The 19,998-nt window shown below is 53.6% G+C and carries 14 protein-coding genes; 7 read left to right on the top strand and 7 right to left on the bottom strand.

Features of this window, described 5'->3' with window-relative positions:
• Positions 1-28: 28 nt before the first annotated feature.
• The 3 genes from DFER_RS01240 to DFER_RS01250 are packed head-to-tail and all read right to left on the bottom strand — an operon-like array spanning position 29 to position 3,418.
• Positions 29-1,183 (bottom strand): glycosyltransferase, encoded by a 1,155-nt coding sequence (locus tag DFER_RS01240; RefSeq protein ID WP_012779872.1) that lies wholly within the window; start codon positions 1,181-1,183, stop codon positions 29-31.
• Positions 1,184-1,205: 22 nt separating this feature from the next.
• Positions 1,206-2,375 (bottom strand): glycosyltransferase, encoded by a 1,170-nt coding sequence (locus tag DFER_RS01245; protein WP_012779873.1) that lies wholly within the window; start codon positions 2,373-2,375, stop codon positions 1,206-1,208.
• The gene (locus DFER_RS01250) at positions 2,375-3,418 is read right to left on the bottom strand and encodes a hypothetical protein (protein WP_012779874.1); all 1,044 of its coding nucleotides are present in this window, start codon (positions 3,416-3,418) and stop codon (positions 2,375-2,377) included. Before DFER_RS01250 ends, DFER_RS01245 begins: the two co-directional genes overlap by 1 nt.
• 282 nt (positions 3,419-3,700) lie before the next feature.
• Here DFER_RS01250 and DFER_RS01255 point away from each other — a divergent pair, with 282 nt between their 5' ends.
• On the top strand, positions 3,701-4,579 hold the full coding sequence (locus DFER_RS01255) for an alpha/beta fold hydrolase (protein ID WP_012779875.1): 879 nt from the start codon (positions 3,701-3,703) through the stop codon (positions 4,577-4,579).
• Positions 4,580-4,645: 66 nt separating this feature from the next.
• Here DFER_RS01255 and DFER_RS01260 read toward each other — a convergent pair whose 3' ends face one another.
• Both DFER_RS01260 and DFER_RS01265 read right to left on the bottom strand, forming a co-directional pair.
• Positions 4,646-5,014 (bottom strand): VOC family protein, encoded by a 369-nt coding sequence (locus tag DFER_RS01260; RefSeq protein ID WP_012779876.1) that lies wholly within the window; start codon positions 5,012-5,014, stop codon positions 4,646-4,648.
• Positions 5,015-5,054: 40 nt separating this feature from the next.
• Positions 5,055-6,380 (bottom strand): amidohydrolase family protein, encoded by a 1,326-nt coding sequence (locus DFER_RS01265; protein ID WP_012779877.1) that lies wholly within the window; start codon positions 6,378-6,380, stop codon positions 5,055-5,057.
• 130 nt (positions 6,381-6,510) lie between these two features.
• Here DFER_RS01265 and DFER_RS30000 point away from each other — a divergent pair, with 130 nt between their 5' ends.
• Together DFER_RS30000 and DFER_RS01270 are read left to right on the top strand one after the other, a co-directional pair.
• A complete protein-coding gene (locus tag DFER_RS30000) occupies positions 6,511-6,687 on the top strand; it encodes a DUF6496 domain-containing protein (protein WP_012779878.1) in 177 nt (58 codons plus the stop codon).
• A 204-nt stretch (positions 6,688-6,891) separates the two neighbouring features.
• A complete protein-coding gene (locus DFER_RS01270) occupies positions 6,892-10,755 on the top strand; it encodes a PAS domain-containing hybrid sensor histidine kinase/response regulator (protein ID WP_012779879.1) in 3,864 nt (1,287 codons plus the stop codon).
• Between the two features lie 33 nt (positions 10,756-10,788).
• Here DFER_RS01270 and DFER_RS01275 read toward each other — a convergent pair whose 3' ends face one another.
• Positions 10,789-11,646, bottom strand: coding sequence for an SDR family oxidoreductase (locus DFER_RS01275; RefSeq protein WP_012779880.1), 858 nt, complete (start codon positions 11,644-11,646; stop codon positions 10,789-10,791).
• A gap of 240 nt (positions 11,647-11,886) precedes the next feature.
• On the opposite strand from DFER_RS01275, the gene DFER_RS01280 reads away from it, so the two are divergent.
• The 3 genes from DFER_RS01280 to DFER_RS01290 are packed head-to-tail and all read left to right on the top strand — an operon-like array spanning position 11,887 to position 15,605.
• Positions 11,887-13,158 (top strand): NAD(P)/FAD-dependent oxidoreductase, encoded by a 1,272-nt coding sequence (locus DFER_RS01280; protein ID WP_041735705.1) that lies wholly within the window; start codon positions 11,887-11,889, stop codon positions 13,156-13,158.
• A gap of 46 nt (positions 13,159-13,204) precedes the next feature.
• Positions 13,205-14,107, top strand: coding sequence for a magnesium transporter CorA family protein (locus DFER_RS01285; RefSeq protein WP_012779882.1), 903 nt, complete (start codon positions 13,205-13,207; stop codon positions 14,105-14,107).
• A gap of 55 nt (positions 14,108-14,162) precedes the next feature.
• A complete protein-coding gene (locus DFER_RS01290; protein WP_012779883.1) occupies positions 14,163-15,605 on the top strand; it encodes a fibronectin type III domain-containing protein in 1,443 nt (480 codons plus the stop codon).
• 35 nt (positions 15,606-15,640) lie between these two features.
• Here the strand turns inward: DFER_RS01290 and DFER_RS01295 are convergent, their stop codons facing one another.
• Positions 15,641-19,030, bottom strand: coding sequence for a DEAD/DEAH box helicase (locus DFER_RS01295; protein WP_012779884.1), 3,390 nt, complete (start codon positions 19,028-19,030; stop codon positions 15,641-15,643).
• Between the two features lie 60 nt (positions 19,031-19,090).
• Between DFER_RS01295 and DFER_RS01300 the strand changes: the two genes are divergently transcribed.
• Positions 19,091-19,924, top strand: a complete 834-nt coding sequence (locus DFER_RS01300) for a DUF481 domain-containing protein (protein WP_012779885.1) — start codon at positions 19,091-19,093, stop codon at positions 19,922-19,924.
• The last annotated feature ends 74 nt before the right edge of the window (positions 19,925-19,998 follow it).

Consider the following 19,998-nt stretch of genomic DNA (forward strand, 5'->3'; position numbering starts at 1 on the left):
TTGGCGGTTACTTCGGCCGCAAATGTAGTTACTTTTTTTGAACTTTCTTGTATTCTTCCAATAACTGATTGGCAACCACCCGGATGTCAAAGTTTTCGGTAACCATCTTGTAGGCTCGATTTGCGATCGCTTCCGCGTACGTTTTGTCTTGTAATATTTTAAGAAGTCCCTCGGCCACGCCATCGCACGTGAGCGGCGTCAGCCAGGCAGCTTCGTAGCGCGCGATATAGTCCCCAAAGCCCACGCGGTCGGATACGAGCGCGGGCACGCCGGACGTCATGGCTTCGAGCACGGCGATCGAAAAACCCTCGGAATAGGAAGGCGATACGAAAAGGTCGGCGTCGGCTAGCGCCTCCTTTTTGATAGTGTCGGTAAGCATTCCCACGAGCTTCACGCGGTTTTCGAGGCGATGTTTCCGGATGAATGCCTCCGTTTCGGCCTGGTAACCGTCGTCGGGCCCGGCCAGGATGAGCTGCGCGTGCGGCAGCTGCTCATGAACCTGCTGAAATGCGGGTAGCAGCAGGTCAAGGCCCTTTTTAATATTCAGCCTGGCCATGAAAAGCACCATTTGCTGGTCGGGCGAAATGCCGTATTTGGCCCTGAAAAGCCCTTTTTCAGGCAAATGCGAGCGCGTGTACTCGTCCAGTTTCATGCCGTTCGGCACGATTACCATGTTTTTCGGGCGGTAGCCGAGGTAACGGATCACATCCTGTTCCTCGTCCGTGTTGTTGATCTGGATGAGGTCGGCCTGGCCGAGCAGCTTTTTTTGGTATAAAATGGTGACGAGGTCTTTCTTCCACTTGCTGTGCGACACGGCCCATTTATCGAGCAACCCGTGGATCGTGATCACTTTCACAGCTCTGGAAGGGATCAGGAAGGGCGCCAGGCTGCCGAAATGCCAGATGCCGTGCATGTGCACGACGTCATATTCGTGAATGTGCTTTTTGAGGTATTTGTACAAATCGATGGAAAACTCCCGATAGACATTGCTGATGGGCGTCGTGCGTGCGACCGCGATCAGCCGCGCACCCTCGGGCACCGGGTACATCTTTTCGCCGGGCGTCATCGGGCTCAGGATATCCACCTGATGGCCCTGCTTTACCACCTCCGTGGTGTGGTCGTAGATAATGCGGGCCGGGCCTCCGATTGCCCATGTGTATGCACAAATATTGAGTATTCGCATGCTTTTGATCCAAATGTATGTGTTATACGCGCCGATGGCCGCCTGCCAGTTCGCGGTAGGTCCGGGCCATCTGCCCGGCCACCGGGCCCGAAGCGAACGGCGCGACCAGTTTCAGCGACTCGCGTCCCATTTCGCCGATGCGGCCCGGGTTTTGAATAAAATAAACTAAATGCTTTTCGAGCTCCTGCTGCTGCGAATGATTGAATGTAAAGCCATTGACGCCGTTGCGCACCAGGTCGCCCGCACATCCGCAGGTTTCCGACACGATCACCGGCATGCCGCACACCATCGCCTCATTCACCACCAATCCCCACGGCTCCGATTGGCTCGGCAGCACCAGCACATCGCTTTGCGCCAGCCAGCCCGGTACCTGGTACCAGGGAAACCCGCCCGCGAAAACAACTTTGCCGGCAACACCCGACTCTTCCACCAGCTTTTGCAGTTCGGCACGATCGGGGCCGTCGCCTACGAAGAGGAGCTGCCAATGCGCACCGGTGTGGTCGACGGCACGGGTAAATGCGCGGATCAATGTCTGTAAATTCTTCTCCGGCGCCAGCCTGCCCACGTACACGAACTTTTTCGGAGCTGCATTGCCCGTTGCAACGCCACCTTGTGAGGCCTTCGCTTCGTCGTAGCGCTGCCGGATCAGCTGCTCGTCGATCACCGCCGCATTCCTTACTTTAATCGCATCCCGTTTCACGCCCAGACTTTCCAGGTATTCCGCGGATGTTTTTCCAAAGCAAAAAAATGCATGGGCGCGCTTTACGATCACTTTTTTAACCCATTCCTTCCAGGCCGAGCGGTTATGGTCCGCCGAGGACGACTCGGAGGAAATCACAACTTTCACACCTTTCCAGCGGGCGTAAAACATGAGCAATACCTGCGCCCAATCGAAATAGCCGGTGATGTTGAGCACATCCGGCCGGTATTCGTTGAAAATCCTGAAAAGTGCTGTCCGACGCTCAGCCAGCGTGACCTGATCGAGGGCGCGTTCGAAAAGGACTTTATAAGGATAATCATAAATGACCGTATTGTCATTTTGCATTACTTTCCGGCTCGCCTCGTACAATGCGATCTGCGCCACAAGCAGCTCATCCAACGGATCGGCCTGCTTCATCGCCCGGTCAATCTCGCTGAACAGCTTCGATTTATAATGCGCCCATAATTGGTTGTGAACAATCAGTACACGCATTATTTGCGAAGGTTAAGGTATTCCTGGAACAATGGGTACAGGTTATCGGCCAGGAACACCTGTCCGCGGCTGTTGAAATGCACGACGTCCATTTTCCGGTAATTATCTTTCGATACCCCGAATTTGAATTCGTCTATCAGCCTGATATTCTTTTCTTTGGCGAATGCGATGATCTCCTGTCCCTGGTCGTTGAAGCGCCCGAGGTCAATCTCGGAAATTTCAGGGTGGAGGTAAATAAACATCGGAATGCTGTCCCGTTGCGCGATGTCATACAACTGCCCGTAGCCGGGATTGAACGTCAGGCCAGGTTTGCGGATACCGGCATCGTTCAGTTTTTTGGCCCTGACCGTATCTTCTACCGCCTTAGCATCTGCCTCGACGTGCGCACTGTCGGTCACGTCCGGTTTGACGATCGCAATATTATCCGGTTTTTTCTGCGGTTCGGGGGCAAGGAAGAGGGTGTCCAGGAAGTAGAAGAACATCCAGCGGTAACGGTCCCAAAGTTCATACAATGCCACTTTGTACTGCTTGTTGGGCCAGCCGGGGTCCACGCCGACGGGGCTCTGGTGCGACATGATATCGTACGCATCGTGGCTGCTCGTCACGAGGCATATCAGTTTGGCCTTGAAAGTGCCGTATTTTTTGAGGTAAGCGGCAATATTATCCGGTCCCCAGGAGCCGGCGGAGATGTTCAGCACGCGAACTCGCTTGTTGAAATCCTTTAAAAAACGCTTTTCGAGCAATGTGGATGCGATGCTGTCCTGGTCGGTGAGGCTGCCGCCATTCACGACCGAGTCGCCGATGAGCAGGATTACCAGGCTGTCGGTCGGCGACAATTCCTCGTTGCGCATCGAAAAGCTGTTGGTCCGCAGCACCTGCCCGAAGCGTTTTACGTCCTGGTTGGGTGCATAAATGTATTCAAAATCAGGATCGGATATGTAGAGCGGCGAGTTGCAAAAGCCATATTTTACTCTCAATACGACCTCCGTAATTCCCGCGAGAACGACAAGCGCAATTAAAAAACCGTAAACAAATTTTAACATCAAGTGAATGTCTTCTGCATCGAATGTGTCTGCAAATTTAGGATTACTTTTTCCAATTACGCCTTTTTCGCGTTTCGTTAACTAAATATGTCGGCATTTCGGCCGGTACTTCCACTTTCGCCGACGTTTCGCCCCGCTTTTGTCTACATCCCCTTCCAGTCCACCGTTGCCAATGTCGCACCAGGCCGCCAGCAGCGCATTTCGCAGGTTTCCGCACGCTGGCATAGCTCTTGTTAGCAAGCGCTTGAACATTGCCATCATCAAATCTAAAAACCAAACGTCATGAGATTGATTGAATCCAAAGCGGGAACGACCGCCGAGCCGGTTAAGCTGTTTGTACATGAAGCAGGGCAGGGCAAGCCGGTCGTATTTATTTCCGGTTGGCCGCTGAGCCATGAAATGTGGGAATACCAGTTCAATGTCCTGCCCCGGCATGGGATACGATGCATCGGCTACGACCGCCGCGGTTTCGGGCGGTCGGACAAGCCGTGGAATGGTTACGACTACGACACACTGGCTGCCGACCTTAAATCGGTGCTGGACGAACTGGACCTGAACGACGTCACACTCGTCGGTTTTTCGATGGGCGGCGGCGAAGTGATCCGTTATCTGAGCAAATACGGCAGCGCCCGGGTTTCCAAAGCCGTGCTCATCAGCACCGTGCTTCCATATATGCTGAAAACCGAAGATAATCCCGACGGCCTTCCACAGGAAATGTTTGATGGATTTGTAAAGGAGATCGAGGACGACCGACCCAAATTCCTGGCCGGTTTTGCCAAAGACTTTTACGGAAACGGGTTTCTCAACCATTCGGTAAGCGACGAAATGCTGCATTGGCACAGCATTCTGGCATTGCAGGGATCGGGGCGCGCCACCACTCAATGTATCCGCAGTTTCAGCGCCACCGATTTCCGGAACGAAATATCGCTTCTGGACGTGCCGGTGCTCATTATCCACGGCGAAGACGACAAAACGGTGCCCATTAAAGTGAGCAGCGACCGGACGTCGGCAATGCTGCCGGGCGCCGAATACATTATCTACGAAAGCGCGCCGCACGGCCTGTTTATCACCCACAAGGAACGGCTGAACGAGAACCTCATCCAGTTTATCAACCAGCAGGTAGTCACGATCAGTAATCCTTATACGGACATTCCAAGCTGATCGGTTTTCACATCGTGCATGATTCCAAACGGGCGCCGCGGTTGAATGCGGCGCCCGTTTGGATTTTTATGCAATCATTTCAATCAGTTCAATACGGTTGCCGAATGGATCGCGGAAGGAAAAGCGGTTGCGGTCGGGAATTTTGCTTTCGTTCTTTACCGCCACGCCGTGCTGTTCCAGCACAGCCCGTGCCGCTTCCAGGTCATGCACCTCGAATGCCGGATGGCGCTGTGAAAGGTCGTGCACTTCTTCCGCCCGGATATGCAGCTGAATGTCACCCATCTGGAACCAGATCGCGCCGTGGGGCAGCGGGTAGCCCAGGTCGGTGAGTTCGGGAAGGCCCAGTACTCCGCCGTAGAAATCGCGCGCCTGCTGTTCGGTGCCCGGCGGTATGCAGAGCATGATGTGGTCGAGTCTTTTGAAGTTAATTTTCATGATCAGGAGTGATTTTGGACATCAAAACTACGTCGATATTTTAATTAATTGGTCCTTTGCTCACCTCTTTGCCATCTTTCCAAACGGATTCGATCTTCCGTGTGTTCCGGATATCGTCCAGCGGATTGGCGCCGAGGATAATGAAATCGGCCTTTTTACCTTTTTCAAGGGTGCCTTTTTCCCGGTCAATGCGCAGCGCGGCAGCGGCATTGCGGGTACTCACGGTGATGGCCTGCGCCGGGGTGAGGCCTGCTTTTACCATCATCTCCATTTCGAGGTGCTCGGTGAAGCCCTGCGTGCGCACGGGAAATGCCCCTGAGTCGGTGCCGAGCGCTACCGGAATGCCAGCCGCGTGTATTTTCCGAAGATTGATCAGGGCCGTTTTGAATGCCGACATATTGCGCTGGTAGTCGGGTGAGTTGCGGATCTTATCGCCGTAAGCTTTGTCGGTAATCATCTCGAAAACGCCCGGTTCCAGGGATGCTTTAAAGAATGCGTCGTTGATCCAGTCGGGACTGCCGGCGTAGATGAACTGATACTCGTCGAGCGATAATGTGGGAATATAGGTAACATTTTTCTGCTTCATTTTGGTTAGCAGATCCTGGTCCACCTCCTTGTCGCGAATGCTGTGGGCGATGATGTCGATGCCCGCTTCCGTCAGTTTCCGGGCGTCGTCGACGTAGAAAAGGTGCGCCGCCACGCGGATCTTGCGTTTGTGCGCTTCACTAATAATGGCTTTATAAATTTCAGGTTTCATTTTCCGGGCATTCCCGCCATGGTCGTCCACCCATATTTTCACGACTGTCGGTTTCACGGCAGCCAGCTTTTCCATCATCGCGGGCACTTCTTCGGGCGTGTTGGGCCGCAGCAGCAGGTTCATCCACGAGCCGGGGTTGGGGTCGGGTGTGTTAAACCCGTAGCCGGCCGAGTACAGCCGTGCGCCGGGGAGCAGGCCCGCCTGGGTGGAGTCGATGAAGCCGTTGAAAATCAGCGGGCGGTCGGTGCCCATGGCCAGTACGGCGCTTACGCCATAGTCCTGGTACTTTTCCAGATGCCGGATGAGGTTTTCGCGGGTGTAGTTATTGGCCGACGACGTGGTTCCTTTGAGTGTCCCTACATGCGCATGCGCGCACACGAGCGAGGGCATGACGGTTTTCCCCGAAAGGTCGATTTCGCGTGCGCCCGCGGCCTTAATGCCCTTTTGAATGGCGCTGATCCTGCCGTCGGAGATGAGCATGTCGGTTTTGGCCCGAGGTGCCGCGCCGGTACCGTCGATTACGGTCACGTTTTTCAGGATGACGGTATTCTGGGCGAAGGCGGTTGCGCAAAACAATGCGCCGCTCAAAATCATACCTATTTTTTTCATGGAAATAAGGGTTTGAATAAAATAAAAACAGTGGCCGGATAGCGGCGCGTTTGGTATACATTTTGTTAAAAACAATCGCTTGCAGCTATCCTGCGAAAAATAAAAACATCAACACCTAAAAAATAATATCATGGCCAAATATTCGAAAAAAGCTGGTGAAAAGGTGGAAGAAGCCTTACATGAGCAAAAGGAGGGCAAACTGAAATCGGGCTCCGGCAAAAAGGTCACTTCCAAAAAGCAGGCCATTGCCATCGGATTATCGGAAGCGCGAAAAGAAGGCGCCAAAGTGCCGAAAAAGAAAGATTAGCAGCGCATTACGCAAATGTCCTTTTCCCATTGTGGGGAAGGGACATTTTGCATCACAGTAGCTCGTGCAGTGTGTAGAATATATTTAAAATAGCTTTAAAATTAGCTGCTATGTATTTTGCTCTTCCCAAAATCAACGAATACGATTATATTGTACGGATTAAAGTAACCCAGTACTGACGTTTCCATTGAAAGTTTTTTGAAAATGAATGATCTAAGGAAGGAGCTGTTGAAGCTGCTGCAAAAGGATGAGGCTATTTTTGACTTTATCCAGGATGCGGCGACAGACGGATTACTGATTTGGAAGCATTCAGATCCACAACAACATTGGGCCGACGCAAAATTGCAGCAGGCCCTTGAACCCGGTTTCCGGCCCGGGCCCGCGGCGCCGTTGCTGGAAAACCGTTCCCTGCTTTTTCATATTGAAAAGTCCCGCGCGCATTTCCCGCATCATCAGGAACCGCGCACCGGCCTGGTGCGGCTCTTGCGGGGCGATATGCAGGTACTCCGCCTGAATGTCGCCTCCATTTGTGCGCATTCGGAGGAATGCGGCTGGCTTGTGCTGACCGGCTTTCGCCGCGACAGCCTTTCTGATGAAATTCCAGGGCTGATCACCAACACGGAACTCTACCAATCATTTCTTAACAGTAATTCCATTTACGTAACGGGCATTGACCTTGAAGGGAATTACAAATATGTGAACGACCATTTCTGCGAATTTTTCCGGCTCGACCGGAGCGAGATCATTGGCAGGTCGTCCATCAGCGGCGTGGTGCCGGAAGATATCCCCAAATGTCTCGAAGTAGGAGAGCAATGCTTTATCAATCCCGGCACGCCGAACCCGGTCGTGTTGCGGAAGTACTCGGCGGGCGAGGGCGTGAAAACGACGCAATGGGAATTCACGGGCATTGCCGATGAAAACGGCGTGGTAACGGAGATTTTCTGTCTGGGTTACGACATTACCCAGCAGTTGAAAGTGCAGGAGGATCTTTCGGTGCTGGTTTCCAATATGCAGGACGTACTGTTCACGATCTCGCCGGATGGGGTTTTTACCTATGTATCGCCTAGCTGGACATCCATGTACGGCCACACGGTGGAGGAAACGGTGGGGCGGTCGTTCACGGAATTCATTCATCCCGAAGACTTTCACATCTGTTTCGAGGCATTGCGGATTACTGCTGAAACGGGCGTACCCGTGCCGGGGGGCGTGGAGCACCGGATCAGGCACCGCGACGGCTCGTGGTCGTGGAGCAACACAAGCGCCAACATCGACCCCGTGAGCAAAAATATCATTCTCACGAGCCACGACATTACCGAGCTCCGCAACTCCCGCGAACGGCTCAAAGAGCTCGCGATCGTCGCTTCCAACACGACCGATTATATTGTTATTACCGACCACAAAGGCTTCATCACCTGGGTAAATAAGGCCTACGAAACGCACACGGGTTACAACCGCAAGGAAGTGGAAGGCAAAAACCCGCTGCTCCTGCTGCAAGGGCCGGAAACCGATCACGAAACGCTCGACCGGATCTGGGCCGACTGCAAGAATAAAAAGGTGGTGCGCGAAGAAGTGCTGTGCTATACCAAAAACGGCGAAAAATACTGGGTCGACCTCAAAATCACCCCAGTATTCGATGATTATGGCAATTGTTCCAACTTCATAGCGGTGGAAAGGAACATCACGGCCCGCAAGGAATCCGATCAGGAAATGAAGCGGATCAAGGATATCCTCCAACAGACCAACAGCGTGGCCGTGGTGGGCGGCTGGGAGTTGTATGCGCGCACGGGAGAACTGTACTGGTCGTCGACAACCCGCGAAATCCACGAGGTAGACCCCGACTACGTTCCCAGCACCGAAACCGCCATTGGTTTTTACAAAGAAGGCGCCAGCCGCGAGGCCATCGCACGGGCGGTCGAAAAAGGGCTTTCATATGGTACACCGTGGGACAACGAGCTGCAAATCGTGACCGCCAAAGGCAATGAGCGATGGGTGCGCACGATCGGCAAGGCCGAGATGGTGGATGGCGTGTGCGTGCGGATTTACGGGGCATTCCAGGACATTACCCACCGCAAACAGGCGGAAGTGGAAATTCTGAATTCCGAAGCAAAATTCCGCAGCCTTTACGACTCTACGAGCGATGCCGTGATCCTTTTTGACCACACCGGCTATCTCGACTGCAACGATGCCGCCCTGAAAATGTTCGGGATCGACTCGGTGGATATGCTTATGAAAATGCCGATGGGAGACTTATCCGGCTTGAACGAGCCGGGCATGGAGGCTGCCAGGAACGACGGCTGCCGGCATGTGAGGGAGGTTTATGAAAATGGCACGCACAATTTTGAGTGGAAATACAAGCGGTTCGGAGAATCGAAGGAGTCGTTCATTGCCGAGGTTCTGTTGAATCTGATGAAAGTGAACGGCAAGGAGATTATCCAGGCGGTGATCCGCGACATTACGATCCGCAAGCGCGCCGAACTCGAATTGCTCGAAGCCCGCGAACACGCCGAGGCAGCCAGCAAGCTGAAATCGGAGTTTCTCGCCAATATGAGCCACGAAATCCGCACGCCGCTGAACGGCGTGGTCGGTTTCACGGACCTGCTCATGAAGACCAACCTCGACGAAACGCAGCAGCAATACATGTCGATGGTTTTCCAGTCGGCCAACTCGCTGATGGACATTATCAACGACATCCTCGATTTTTCCAAAATAGAAGCCGGCAAGCTCGAACTCACGCCCGAAAAAACCGACCTGCTCGAAATCTGCGGCCGCGTTGCCGACATGGTCACCTACCAGGCGCAGCAAAAGCACCTGGAAATGCTCCTGAACATTCCCGCGGACATTCCCCGGTTTGTCTGGTGCGATTCCGTGCGGCTGCGGCAAATCCTGGTAAACCTGCTCAGTAATGCCGTCAAATTCACGATCAAGGGCGAAATTGAACTGAAAATCGAGCTGCTCAACAAGGTAAGCGGCCTCGACTACACCTTCCGTTTTTCCGTGCGCGACACCGGCATCGGCATCGATCCCCAAAACCAGCGCCGGATTTTCGAAGCATTCTCGCAGGAGGATTCTTCCACCACCAAGCGTTTCGGCGGAACCGGGCTCGGGCTCACCATTTCGAATAGCCTGCTCGGACTGATGGAAAGCCGCCTGCAACTCACCAGCGAGCTGGAAAAAGGCAGCACATTCTTTTTCGACGTCACATTCCGTGCCGTCGAAGGCGAAGACCGGTTTGAATGGGATAATGTGGAGGAAATCGAAAAGATACTCATCGTGGACGATAACGCGCACGCCGGGCAGATCTTGAAAGACATGCTAGGCAACAAACGCATTGCCTCCGATTACATTCCAAGCGGTGAAGAGGCGTATGCGCTGCTATCGTCGGGCAAAAAGTACGACGTAGTCCTGATAGACGGCCAGATGCCCGGATGGGACGGCATTGAAACGACCAGGAAAATCCGCAAACTGAGCCAGGGCAACAAGCAACCCATCATTTTGCTCAACGACTCCTTCGATGACGAAGCCCTTACCGCATTTGGCAATGAGTTGAATATCAGGCATTTTTTGGTAAAACCGGTTAAAATACAGCAGCTCTTTCATGTGCTGGCCGATTTGGGGATCAAAACCAAAACGCAGGAAGTACAGCCGGAAGCCGCCGCAGACAAAAGTCATTCGATGGGAATCTATGAAAACAGCCACGTGAAAGTACTGATCGCCGAAGACCACAAGATTAATATGCTGCTGGTCAAATCAATGCTCGCCAAGATATTGGTGAACAGCGAGTTGATAGAAGCTGCCAATGGCCGGGAGGCGATCGAGGCATTCAGGGCCAACCGTCCCGACATTGTATTCATGGACATTCAAATGCCCGAAATGAATGGTTATGAGGCCACGCGGGAGATCAGACGGGCCGAAGGGCGGTCGCGTGTGCCTATCATCGCGCTTACGGCGGGCACCGTCGTGGGCGAGCGCGAGAAATGCATCGAAGCCGGGATGGACGATTACCTGACCAAACCGGTTTTGAAAGATACGCTGGAAGCATCCATCCGAAAATGGCTTTATAAGCAGTAAAAAGGGGCGGAAATCATTCCCGCCCCCGCATTATCATCCGTTAATCACCTGTCCGCCATTCGGATGCAGCACTTGTCCGCTCATGTAGGAAGCGTCTTCGCTGGCCAGGAACACATAGCAGGTCGCCACTTCGCAGGGCTGCCCCGGCCGCTTAAACGGCGTGTCCTTTCCGAACTCTTTCACCCGCTCAGAGTCGAATGTCGACGGGATGAGCGGCGTCCAGATCGGCCCCGGTGCTACCGCATTAACCCTGATGCCCTTTTCGGCCAGGTTACCAGCCAGCGACCGCGTGTAGGCAACGATCGCCCCTTTGGTTGACGAATAGTCGAGCAGGGACGGGCTGCCCCGGTAGGCGGTGATGGATGTGGTGTTAATAATGTTGTCTCCCTCTGCCAAATGCGGCATCGCTGCCTGGGTGAAATAAAAGAAGGAGAAAATGTTGGTTGCGAAAGTGTCGCTCAGCTGGTCGGGCGAAATCTCGTCGACGTTCTCCTTCGGATGCTGCTCGGCTGCATTGTTCACGAGGATATTCAGTTTCCCAAACTCGCTCACCGTCTGGCGCACGGCTTCCTTGCAGAAAGCCTCGTCACGGATGTCGCCCTGGATAAGCAGGCAGTTTTTACCTTCGGCTTCCACCATGGCCTTCGTATCGTTGGCGTCCTGGCCTTCATTGAGGTACACAATCGCCACATCGGCGCCTTCCCTTGCGAAATGGACGGCCACGGACCGGCCAATGCCGCTGTCGCCGCCGGTAATGAGTGCCGTTTTTCCCTGCAACTTGCCGCTGCCGCGGTAGTTGTCCCGTATCACCACCGGTGCCGGGTCCATCACTTCTTCTATGCCGGGCTGCGTGCTTTGCGTTTGCCCTTTGGTATCAATATCTAAACTCATTTTGGTTGAATGTTTTGTGGATTCGGCGCATCGTCAAAAAGCACATGCCAGCAGGCACCGGATGCCCCCGGTCGCGCCAGCAAACTGCCCGGCAAGCGAAATGAGTAAAGATTTTCACAGTAAAGTGTATGCATTTGAGCCCCATTGCAGCGCTTGAATGGTAAATAGCGCTTTCGGCATGGTTATTACCGCATGCAACCGATGCGGCCGCGAGCGCTGGCCGGCAAACGTATCATCAATATGGAACCAAAGAAGGTAGTGATCGTAGGCGGCGGTTTCGGGGGCATTAATCTCGCCCAGAAGCTTTCCCGCAACAAATCATTTGAAATAGTGCTGGTGGATAAGAACAACTATAATTTCTTCCCGCCACTGCTGTACCAGGTAGCTACGGGCTTCCTGGAAGCTTCCAATATCAGCTACCCGTTCCGCAAGTTTTTTCAGGAAAAAAGCAACCTTCGGTTTAGCCTCGGCGCGTTCGAGCGGGTATTTCCGGAGGAAAAAAGGATAGCTACCGAAAGCGGCGATATTTATTATGATTACCTCGTGTTCGCCACGGGCACCGAAACCAACTATTTCGGGATGGAGAATGTGCGCAAAAACGCGGTGCCGATGAAAACAGTCCAGGATGCGCTGGCCTTGCGCAACCACATTCTCCGGCTCAAAGAACAGGCCACGAAGGAAGCCGATCCGGCCGTGCGCCGAAAGCTGCTCTCGATCGTGGTGGCTGGTGCCGGGCCTACCGGCGTGGAAGTGTCGGGAATGCTCGCCGAAATGCACCAAAACATTTTCAAGAAAGACTACCCGGAATTGAAGCGGGAAGAAGTGCAGATTTATCTGGTGGACGCATTGCCCGTGGTATTGAACCCAATGAGCAAGAAATCACAGGAAGAAACGCTGGCGGAGCTCCGCGGCCTGGGCATTGAAGTCCTGCTGGACCATGCGGTGAAAGACTACCAGGATGGCATTGTGACATTCGCCAACGGCAAAACGATTACTACCGAAACGCTCATCTGGACATCGGGCGTGACGGCCACGGCGCTGCCCGGGCTGCCCGACGATGTGCTGGGAAGGGGCAAACGTGTGCTGGTGGACGCCTATAACCGCGTGAAGGGCTTCGATAACATTTTCGCGATCGGCGACATTTGCTATATGGACGCCGATCCTGACTTTCCGAACGGCCATCCACAGCTCGCGCAGGTGGCTATTCAGCAGGGCAGAAACCTGGCCCACAACTTCCCGCTGTGGCTGCAAGCGACCTCGCCGCGGCCATTCCGGTATAAGGATAAGGGTACCATGGCGATTATCGGTGTTAACAAGGCGGTTGCCGACTTGCCGGGCTTGCATTTCAAAGGCTTTATCGCGTACTTCCTGTGGCTGGTAGTGCACCTCTTTTCGCTGATCCGCTACCGTAACCAGGTGAAAACCTTTTACAACTGGATGGTGGCGTTTTTTACGAGGGACCAATCGTTGCGTTTTATCCTCGATCCGAAGCCGGAGAAGCCCGCTCACTGACCGCGGCCAAATTATTTAACACTGTAAAGTTTCGCTATAAATACCTATGATCCAGACCATTGCTGATTCTTCACGATACCCGTTCGAGTGGATCGATGTAACAGCCCCGGACGATGAAGAATTAAAGCAGATCACGGAGAAATATGCGCTCCACAAATCGTCGATCAAAGACTGGCTCCAACCCGACCACCTGCCCAAATACGAGGACGTAGGCACATATGTGTTCATCATTTTCAGGATTCACAGCGACAAAGTAGGCGCCGAGGCGGACACCGTGGCCGAGCTCACCGACAAGCTCGCTATTTTCATGACCCCGGACACGGTAATCACCATGCACAAGAAGGAATGGGGCGCGCCGGAACTCATCCGCGAGCAGCAGGTAGACCAGCACTCTTGTGAAAGCACCGTGCATCTGGTGAACGAGATCATCAAAAGCTGCATTGCCACCTACGAGGCCCCGTCGTTGAAGCTGACGAAAGACATCGAGTATTACGAAGAAAATATGTTCCTGAAAAACCGGAAGGCTTCACTTTTGAAAGGCTTGTACTACCTGAGAAGAAGGGTGGAAGTGACGCGACGGATACTGATGCTTTCGCACGACATCGTCGATAAAATGGACATGCCCGACCACGCGAACACTTATACCCGCGACACGCGCGACCTGTACGTGAAGCTGCACAATATTTACGATACCCTGTTCGAAAACATGAACCACCTCGTGATGGTCTACTTCTCGATCTCCTCGCAGCGCACGAATGAGATCGTTCGGGTCCTGACGGTATTTTCCGTGTTCTTCATGCCGCTCACCTTCATCGTGGGCATTTACGGAATGAATTTCGACTTTATGCCGGAACTGCGCCTGAAATGGGGCTATCCGGGCGTGATGATCCTGATGGGCTTTATCACTTTCGGGATTTATGTGTGGTTTAAACGGCGCGGGTGGCTGTAATGCGTGGCATAAATGCATTTAACCGCTATTTTTGCCTCCCTATCGTCCCGAATCTATGAACCCGTTTCGCCTGTTTGCGCTCACATTACTTTGCATTGGCCTCGTATTTTCCCACCGTGTCTGGGCCGCCATTCCAAAAGCGCCCACCGCATTGACCGCCGTAGCAACCACCTCCGGCCAGATCAACCTTGCATGGCTGGACGTTTCAACCGACGAAACAGGCTTTGAAGTAGAGCAATCGACAGACGGGACGAAGTTTGTGCGCGTGGCCGATTTGCCCGCCAATGCGATTGTCTATCAGGACAAATCCTTAAAACCGGCTACAAAATACTGGTATCGCGTCCGGTCGAAGAACGCTTCCGGGAATTCAGCCTATTCCAACATCGCCAATGCGACTACGCTGCCGGTTACCATTCCAAAAGCGCCTTCCGCGCTCGCGGCCACGGTGGTTTCCGCTACGCAACTAAACCTTACCTGGACGGATAATGCCACGGATGAGACCGGCTTCGAGCTGGAACGCTCCACGGATGCATTGTCTTTTACCAAAATCGCCGACCTCCCGGCCAATACGACCACTTACCAAAACACCGGTCTGGCTCCCGCGACGCGCTACTGGTACCGCGTAGCTGCCAAAAATACCGCAGGAAAGTCGGCATACTCGAACATCGCCAATGCGACGACCCTGCAAGTGGCGCCCAATGCTCCCGCAAACCTCACGGCTACCGACGTTTCGACTTCGCAGATCAATCTGAAATGGACCGATAATGCCAACAATGAAACGGGCTTCCAGATAGAACGCTCCGCCGACGGAGCGGTTTTTACCAAAATTGCCGACGTAGCGGCGAATGTGACGACCTACCAAAACACCGGTTTGTCCGCAGCCACACAGTACCATTATCGCGTGCGGGCGGTGAATGCGGTCGGCGCGTCGGTGTACAGTAATACCGCTTCCGCGCGGACCCAGAATGTGCCGGTGCCCAACGCCCCCGTGAACCTGACGGCCGTTCCCACCGCGCCGGGCCTGATACAGCTCCGCTGGGAAAAACCTACCGGCAATGCAACCGATGTGGTGTTGGAGCGGGCAAAAGGCGATGGTGACTTCGTGCAGCTTGTCAAATTGCCGGCCACAGTGCTGCAATATGAGGACAAATCCGGATTCGAATCCGACGATTACTATTATCGTATCAAAGCGGTGAATGCAGGTGGAGATTCGCCTTACAGCCTGGTGGCGATCGTGCGGGCGGCTTCGGTGATCACCAGCGTGGAGCCGGTATCCGGCAAGCACCTGGTTTACGCCGCTGGGCGGACGCTCGTGGTAGAACTCGGTCGCCCTGCGCAGGCCCAGCTTACGGTGTACGATCAGTCGGGCCGGCTGTACAAATCGCAGAAAATCGGGCGAAGCGCACGTGTCGATCTGGCTATGCTGCCTGTCGGAATATACATTGTTGTAGCAGAAATAGGCCAGGACGTGCTATCGAGGCGGATTGTGCTTTATTGATCAAAACTTCTTTCTGATTTTACCTCAAATCCCGGTCAGCGTGATACCAGCGCCAGCAGGTCGTCCCGGGTGAGTGATTTGAGAATATCCGTGTCCGTTTTCACGAGGTCATTGGCGAGGTCTTTTTTGGTTTCCTGCAACTCCATCACCTTTTCCTCGATCGTTCCGGGGCAAATGAGCCGTACGGCGATCACATTCTTCTGCTGCCCGATCCGGTGGCTGCGGTCAATGGCCTGGTTTTCCACGGCGGGGTTCCACCACGGGTCTATGAGGTATACGTAGTCCGCTTCGGTCAGGTTCAGGCCGGTCCCGCCGGCTTTCAGGCTGATGAGGAAGATCCTCACATGGGCATTCGTCTGGAAATTCTCCACCCGGGCTCCCCGGTCGCGCGTTTGGCCCGTGAGATATTCATAGCCGATGCCGCGCTCTTCCAGCCTGGGGCGGATGAGGTCGAGCATGGAAGTAAACTGCGAGAATACCAGTATCTTATGCCAGGGCGCAGTATCCTCGATCTGTTCCATGAGCACGTCGATTTTAGCCGACGAATCGCCATAGTACAGATCGTCGCGCAGCAATGCGGGCGAGTTGCAGATCTGGCGCAGCTTGGTAAGTCCCTGCAAAACGTGCAGCCTGCTGCGTTCGATATCGCCCTGGTTCCGGGTGTTCAGGAAATTGTAAAATTCCAGTTCGTACGCATTATAAACTTTGCGCTGCTCTTCGCCCATTTCACAGTAAATCACCATCTCGGTTTTTTCCGGCAATTCGGACGCCACCTGCTGTTTGGTGCGCCGCAGGATAAATGGGTTGATCCGTTTTTGCAGCTCCGCGGCCCGCTCACTGTCCTTGAACCGGTCTATCGGGATCGAGAAATGGTTGCGAAACTGCGTTTTAGAGCCCAGCAAGCCCGGGCATGCAAATGACAGCTGTCCGTACAGGTCGAATGTATTATTCTCTACGGGCGTTCCCGTCATGACCAGCCGGTTCCGTGCTTGCAGCAGCCGAACGGCCTTATAGCGCTGCGATTCAGGATTTTTAATGGCCTGAGATTCGTCGAGAATGATGTAATTGAAATGATACTTTTTCAGGAAATTTACATCCGAAAGCAACGTGCCGTAGGAAGTCAGCACGATCTCGTATCGATCGAAATCGGTAACGTCCTTCACGCGGTCGGCGCCGTAGATGGTCAGCATTTTAATGCTTGGCGCAAACTTCTCCACTTCGGCCTGCCAGTTGAAGATCAGGGAAGTGGGCACGATAATCAGGTTGGTGTTCCGTACCTGTTTCTTTCGTTGCAGGAGCAGGAATGCGATGATTTGCAAGGTTTTTCCCAAACCCATATCATCGGCCAGGCAGCCTCCGAAATTGAAATCGTCGAGGAAATTCAGCCAGTTGAGGCCCTGTTTCTGGTAATCCCGCAGCGTGGCTTTTAATGTCCCCGGCACGGCTACCGGCTCGATGGCCCGGAAATCCCCGAAGCGCGAGTGGTAAAATGCGATCTGTTCCTGCACGTCGCGGTCGAGCATAGCGCCTTCATACATTTCTTCCACAGACGCGAAACGGATTTTGGGCGTTTGGATCACCTCGCCCGCAATCTCACCCGCATCGAAAAATTTGGCAAACTTTTCCAACCATTCCCCGGGCAGGATGCCAAGTGTGCCGTCGCCGAGTTCCACGTATCTGCTGCGGTTTTTGACAGCCTTGTGCAAATGTTTGAGCGTCACTTTCTGCTTGCCGAAAGCCACATTGGCCGTGGTACTGAACCAGTTGATGCCGCTGACCACATGCACCGATATTTTGGCCTTATGCTGATTGAGGCGATTCTTGGTGAGCTTGTTGAAACCCAGGATCGTCGCGCCCTGGTGTTGCCATTCTTCAAATGCATTCGGAAACCAGTCTTCGCTCAGGAATGCCGCGCGGTGAAGGTAGAAGAATTCCCTGCCGAGCTGTTCTTCGAAATCGGGATGCTGGCGCATGACCGCGCTGCCGAAACGCAGCTCAGCTTCCTCGTCGCGCTTCACCATGAAAGGGTTACCGTGGCTATCGACGGCATAAATGTCGTTTTTTGAGAATAAAGGCACCTCTACCTTGCCATATTTCAGCACGGGCGTGATCAGCACATAGTTGCCGACATCTTCGAGGTAAATGATTTTCTCGATTTCCAGGTCAAACCCCTGCTCTTCGCGCTGCGCGGGCGTGGCCGGTTTTACATACGTATAATTGATACGAATGCTTTTCCCCAGCTTCGCCAGCACACTGGCCCTGAATGCCTCAAATTTTGACTCGTGAATGTAAATGCGCTGGTTATGCTGCCTGAAAAATTGCAGCACCCGCAGGATGTCCGTGCTTTCGATCAGATGCAGCGAATCTTTGTACAACACAAAATAATCATAACGGAACTCCACGCTTTCGATATCCAGATGCACGCTGTTGAGGATCAGCTCGCCTTTAATTTGAAGAAAAGGGTCTTTCTTATCAATCGTCAGTTGGAGGTCGACCGGAGTTGCTGCCAGCTTCACGGGTAGGAGCGAGGCCGCATTGATATTCTCCGAAACCGACGGGTTATGGTAGTAAAAATCCAGTTTCAGCGGGTTCTGAACAATCGCATACAGCCCCGGCAGGTCGGTTTCCGGGTTCTTTTTCCGGAAATTATTCTGAAATGCCGCCACCGCGGTGTGGAATTTGATCTCCTGCGCGTCCTGCGTTTTCCAGAGCTGTTCGAGCGGGTTAAGGGGAGTGAACGGGTTTTTCAGCTTCCCGTTCCGCGTGACGGGCGCCTCGTACATTTCCATGTAGAAATGGTCGTAATACTTGTTGAGGCCGATGGTCACGATCGTTTTTGTGTCCGCTGCCTGCGGTTTCGGGCCGGGTAACTCCCGGGGCGGGTTCGCCACGAGCTGTTCCTGCAATGCCTCCACCGAAAGCGTATCGAGCGGGATTAGTTCTTTCAATTTTGGTTTAATGCGCAGCTCCCGGCCCGTATATTCAAGCTGAAAATATGCATCCAGGTCGCTTTCACCCTCCAATCCGTAGAATACAGCCTCCTCTCTGATTTTCTCGTGCCGGAGCTTTTCGTCGAAGAATGCGCGCAGGTCGCGGCGGTTGAGGAGGTTATACAAAACCTGGCTTTGGTGCTCGCACAGTTTACGCTTCGGACGGGTGCATTCGCAATAGAGGTTCACGGCCCGGTGATCCTGCCTCACCACCACTTTCAATGTCTCGCTGAGCGTGGCGGCCACGCGGAATGAGGCGTAGTCGACATCGATTTCGTGCGGTTGGATGTCGAAAAAGCCCCTTTTTTCCGTTGCAGGCATTTCTGCGCTGTTATTGAGGATATGCGAAACCGACAGCTCGGAAATGTTGAAATCGAGGAAGACAAAATTATGCTGTCCGGGTGCCGGTACGCCGGAAGGGTCATGCTTTTTCATAGGGCAAATTAACCAACATTGGGACACGTTTGGCACCATTATTTTGCAAAATTTGCGTTAATGAAAAATCTGACCTGCCACCGTTTCTTCAAGCTCATCGCTTTTTTCTTCGCATTAGTCCCGGCCGCCGCATCGGCGCAGGACGCCTCACCGGACACTACGGGACTAAAGCTCGTTCCGGCCGACTCGGTTACCGCCCCCAGGGCCGATACGCTCATTGCCCCGCGCCGCGTGCTGATCGACACCGTCCGTTACCGGCTCGTCGGCGATGGTAACTTCACGAGGGGGAATGTCAACCGCAGCCTTGTGGTGCTCCGTGCAGAGCTCGTTTTTAGCGGGCCGGTGATCAATATTGCCACCAACCCGCGGTTCACTTACGGCAAGCAGAACGGCGTGCTCGCCGAGCGCGACAGCTACCTCGATCTGTTTGTGGATGTTTTCAAAAAACGGCGCACCTACGTTTTCGGTCTTGCCGCGCTGGAAACGAGTAATCTCCGGCGGATCGACCTCCGGCAAATGGCGGGAGCGGGGATCGGCTACCGGCTCATTCAAACCAAATCGCACGACCTGAGCCTTACGGACGCGATCCTGTACGAATCCACCAATTTTTTTGAGAAATCCACCGTTACCACCATTCGTAACTCGTTCAGGATTAAAGGAAAACATTCGTTTTTGTCGGATAAATTCCGGTTCAATCACCTCACATTCATCCAGCCCGCATTGAACGACTTCTCCAACACACGCTGGAACACGATCCTCACGGCCGAATTGCCGCTCAACAAATGGGTGACGCTGCGGACGAGCTTCGAAAACTCCTACGAAAGCGTGGTGGAAACGGGCCGAAAACGCAACGATTCGCGCATTACTTTTGGGATTTCAATAGGAAATAAATAGACGATTCCGGTATCCGGCCTGTCAGGGAAAAAGCTCCGGAATGTTGTCATTGTCAACAGCACATTATATCTGTT

The sequence above is a fragment of the Dyadobacter fermentans DSM 18053 genome, assembly GCF_000023125.1.
Taxonomy (GTDB): Bacteria; Bacteroidota; Bacteroidia; order Cytophagales; family Spirosomataceae; genus Dyadobacter; species Dyadobacter fermentans.

Bases quoted from the DNA above. Each gene is read 5' to 3' on its own strand.
- DFER_RS30000 (WP_012779878.1), top strand. From the start codon at position 6,511: ATGGCCAAATATTCGAAAAAAGCTGGTGAAAAGGTGGAAGAAGCCTTA.
- DFER_RS01245 (WP_012779873.1), bottom strand. From the start codon at position 2,375: ATGCGTGTACTGATTGTTCACAACCAATTATGGGCGCATTATAAATCG.
- DFER_RS01265 (WP_012779877.1), bottom strand. From the start codon at position 6,380: ATGAAAAAAATAGGTATGATTTTGAGCGGCGCATTGTTTTGCGCAACC.
- DFER_RS01300 (WP_012779885.1), top strand. From the start codon at position 19,091: ATGAAAAATCTGACCTGCCACCGTTTCTTCAAGCTCATCGCTTTTTTC.
- DFER_RS01295 (WP_012779884.1), bottom strand. From the start codon at position 19,030: ATGAAAAAGCATGACCCTTCCGGCGTACCGGCACCCGGACAGCATAAT.
- DFER_RS01290 (WP_012779883.1), top strand. From the start codon at position 14,163: ATGAACCCGTTTCGCCTGTTTGCGCTCACATTACTTTGCATTGGCCTC.
- DFER_RS01250 (WP_012779874.1), bottom strand. From the start codon at position 3,418: ATGTTAAAATTTGTTTACGGTTTTTTAATTGCGCTTGTCGTTCTCGCG.
- DFER_RS01270 (WP_012779879.1), top strand. From the start codon at position 6,892: ATGAATGATCTAAGGAAGGAGCTGTTGAAGCTGCTGCAAAAGGATGAG.
- DFER_RS01240 (WP_012779872.1), bottom strand. From the start codon at position 1,183: ATGCGAATACTCAATATTTGTGCATACACATGGGCAATCGGAGGCCCG.
- DFER_RS01255 (WP_012779875.1), top strand. From the start codon at position 3,701: ATGAGATTGATTGAATCCAAAGCGGGAACGACCGCCGAGCCGGTTAAG.
- DFER_RS01285 (WP_012779882.1), top strand. From the start codon at position 13,205: ATGATCCAGACCATTGCTGATTCTTCACGATACCCGTTCGAGTGGATC.
- DFER_RS01275 (WP_012779880.1), bottom strand. From the start codon at position 11,646: ATGAGTTTAGATATTGATACCAAAGGGCAAACGCAAAGCACGCAGCCC.
- DFER_RS01260 (WP_012779876.1), bottom strand. From the start codon at position 5,014: ATGAAAATTAACTTCAAAAGACTCGACCACATCATGCTCTGCATACCG.
- DFER_RS01280 (WP_041735705.1), top strand. From the start codon at position 11,887: ATGGAACCAAAGAAGGTAGTGATCGTAGGCGGCGGTTTCGGGGGCATT.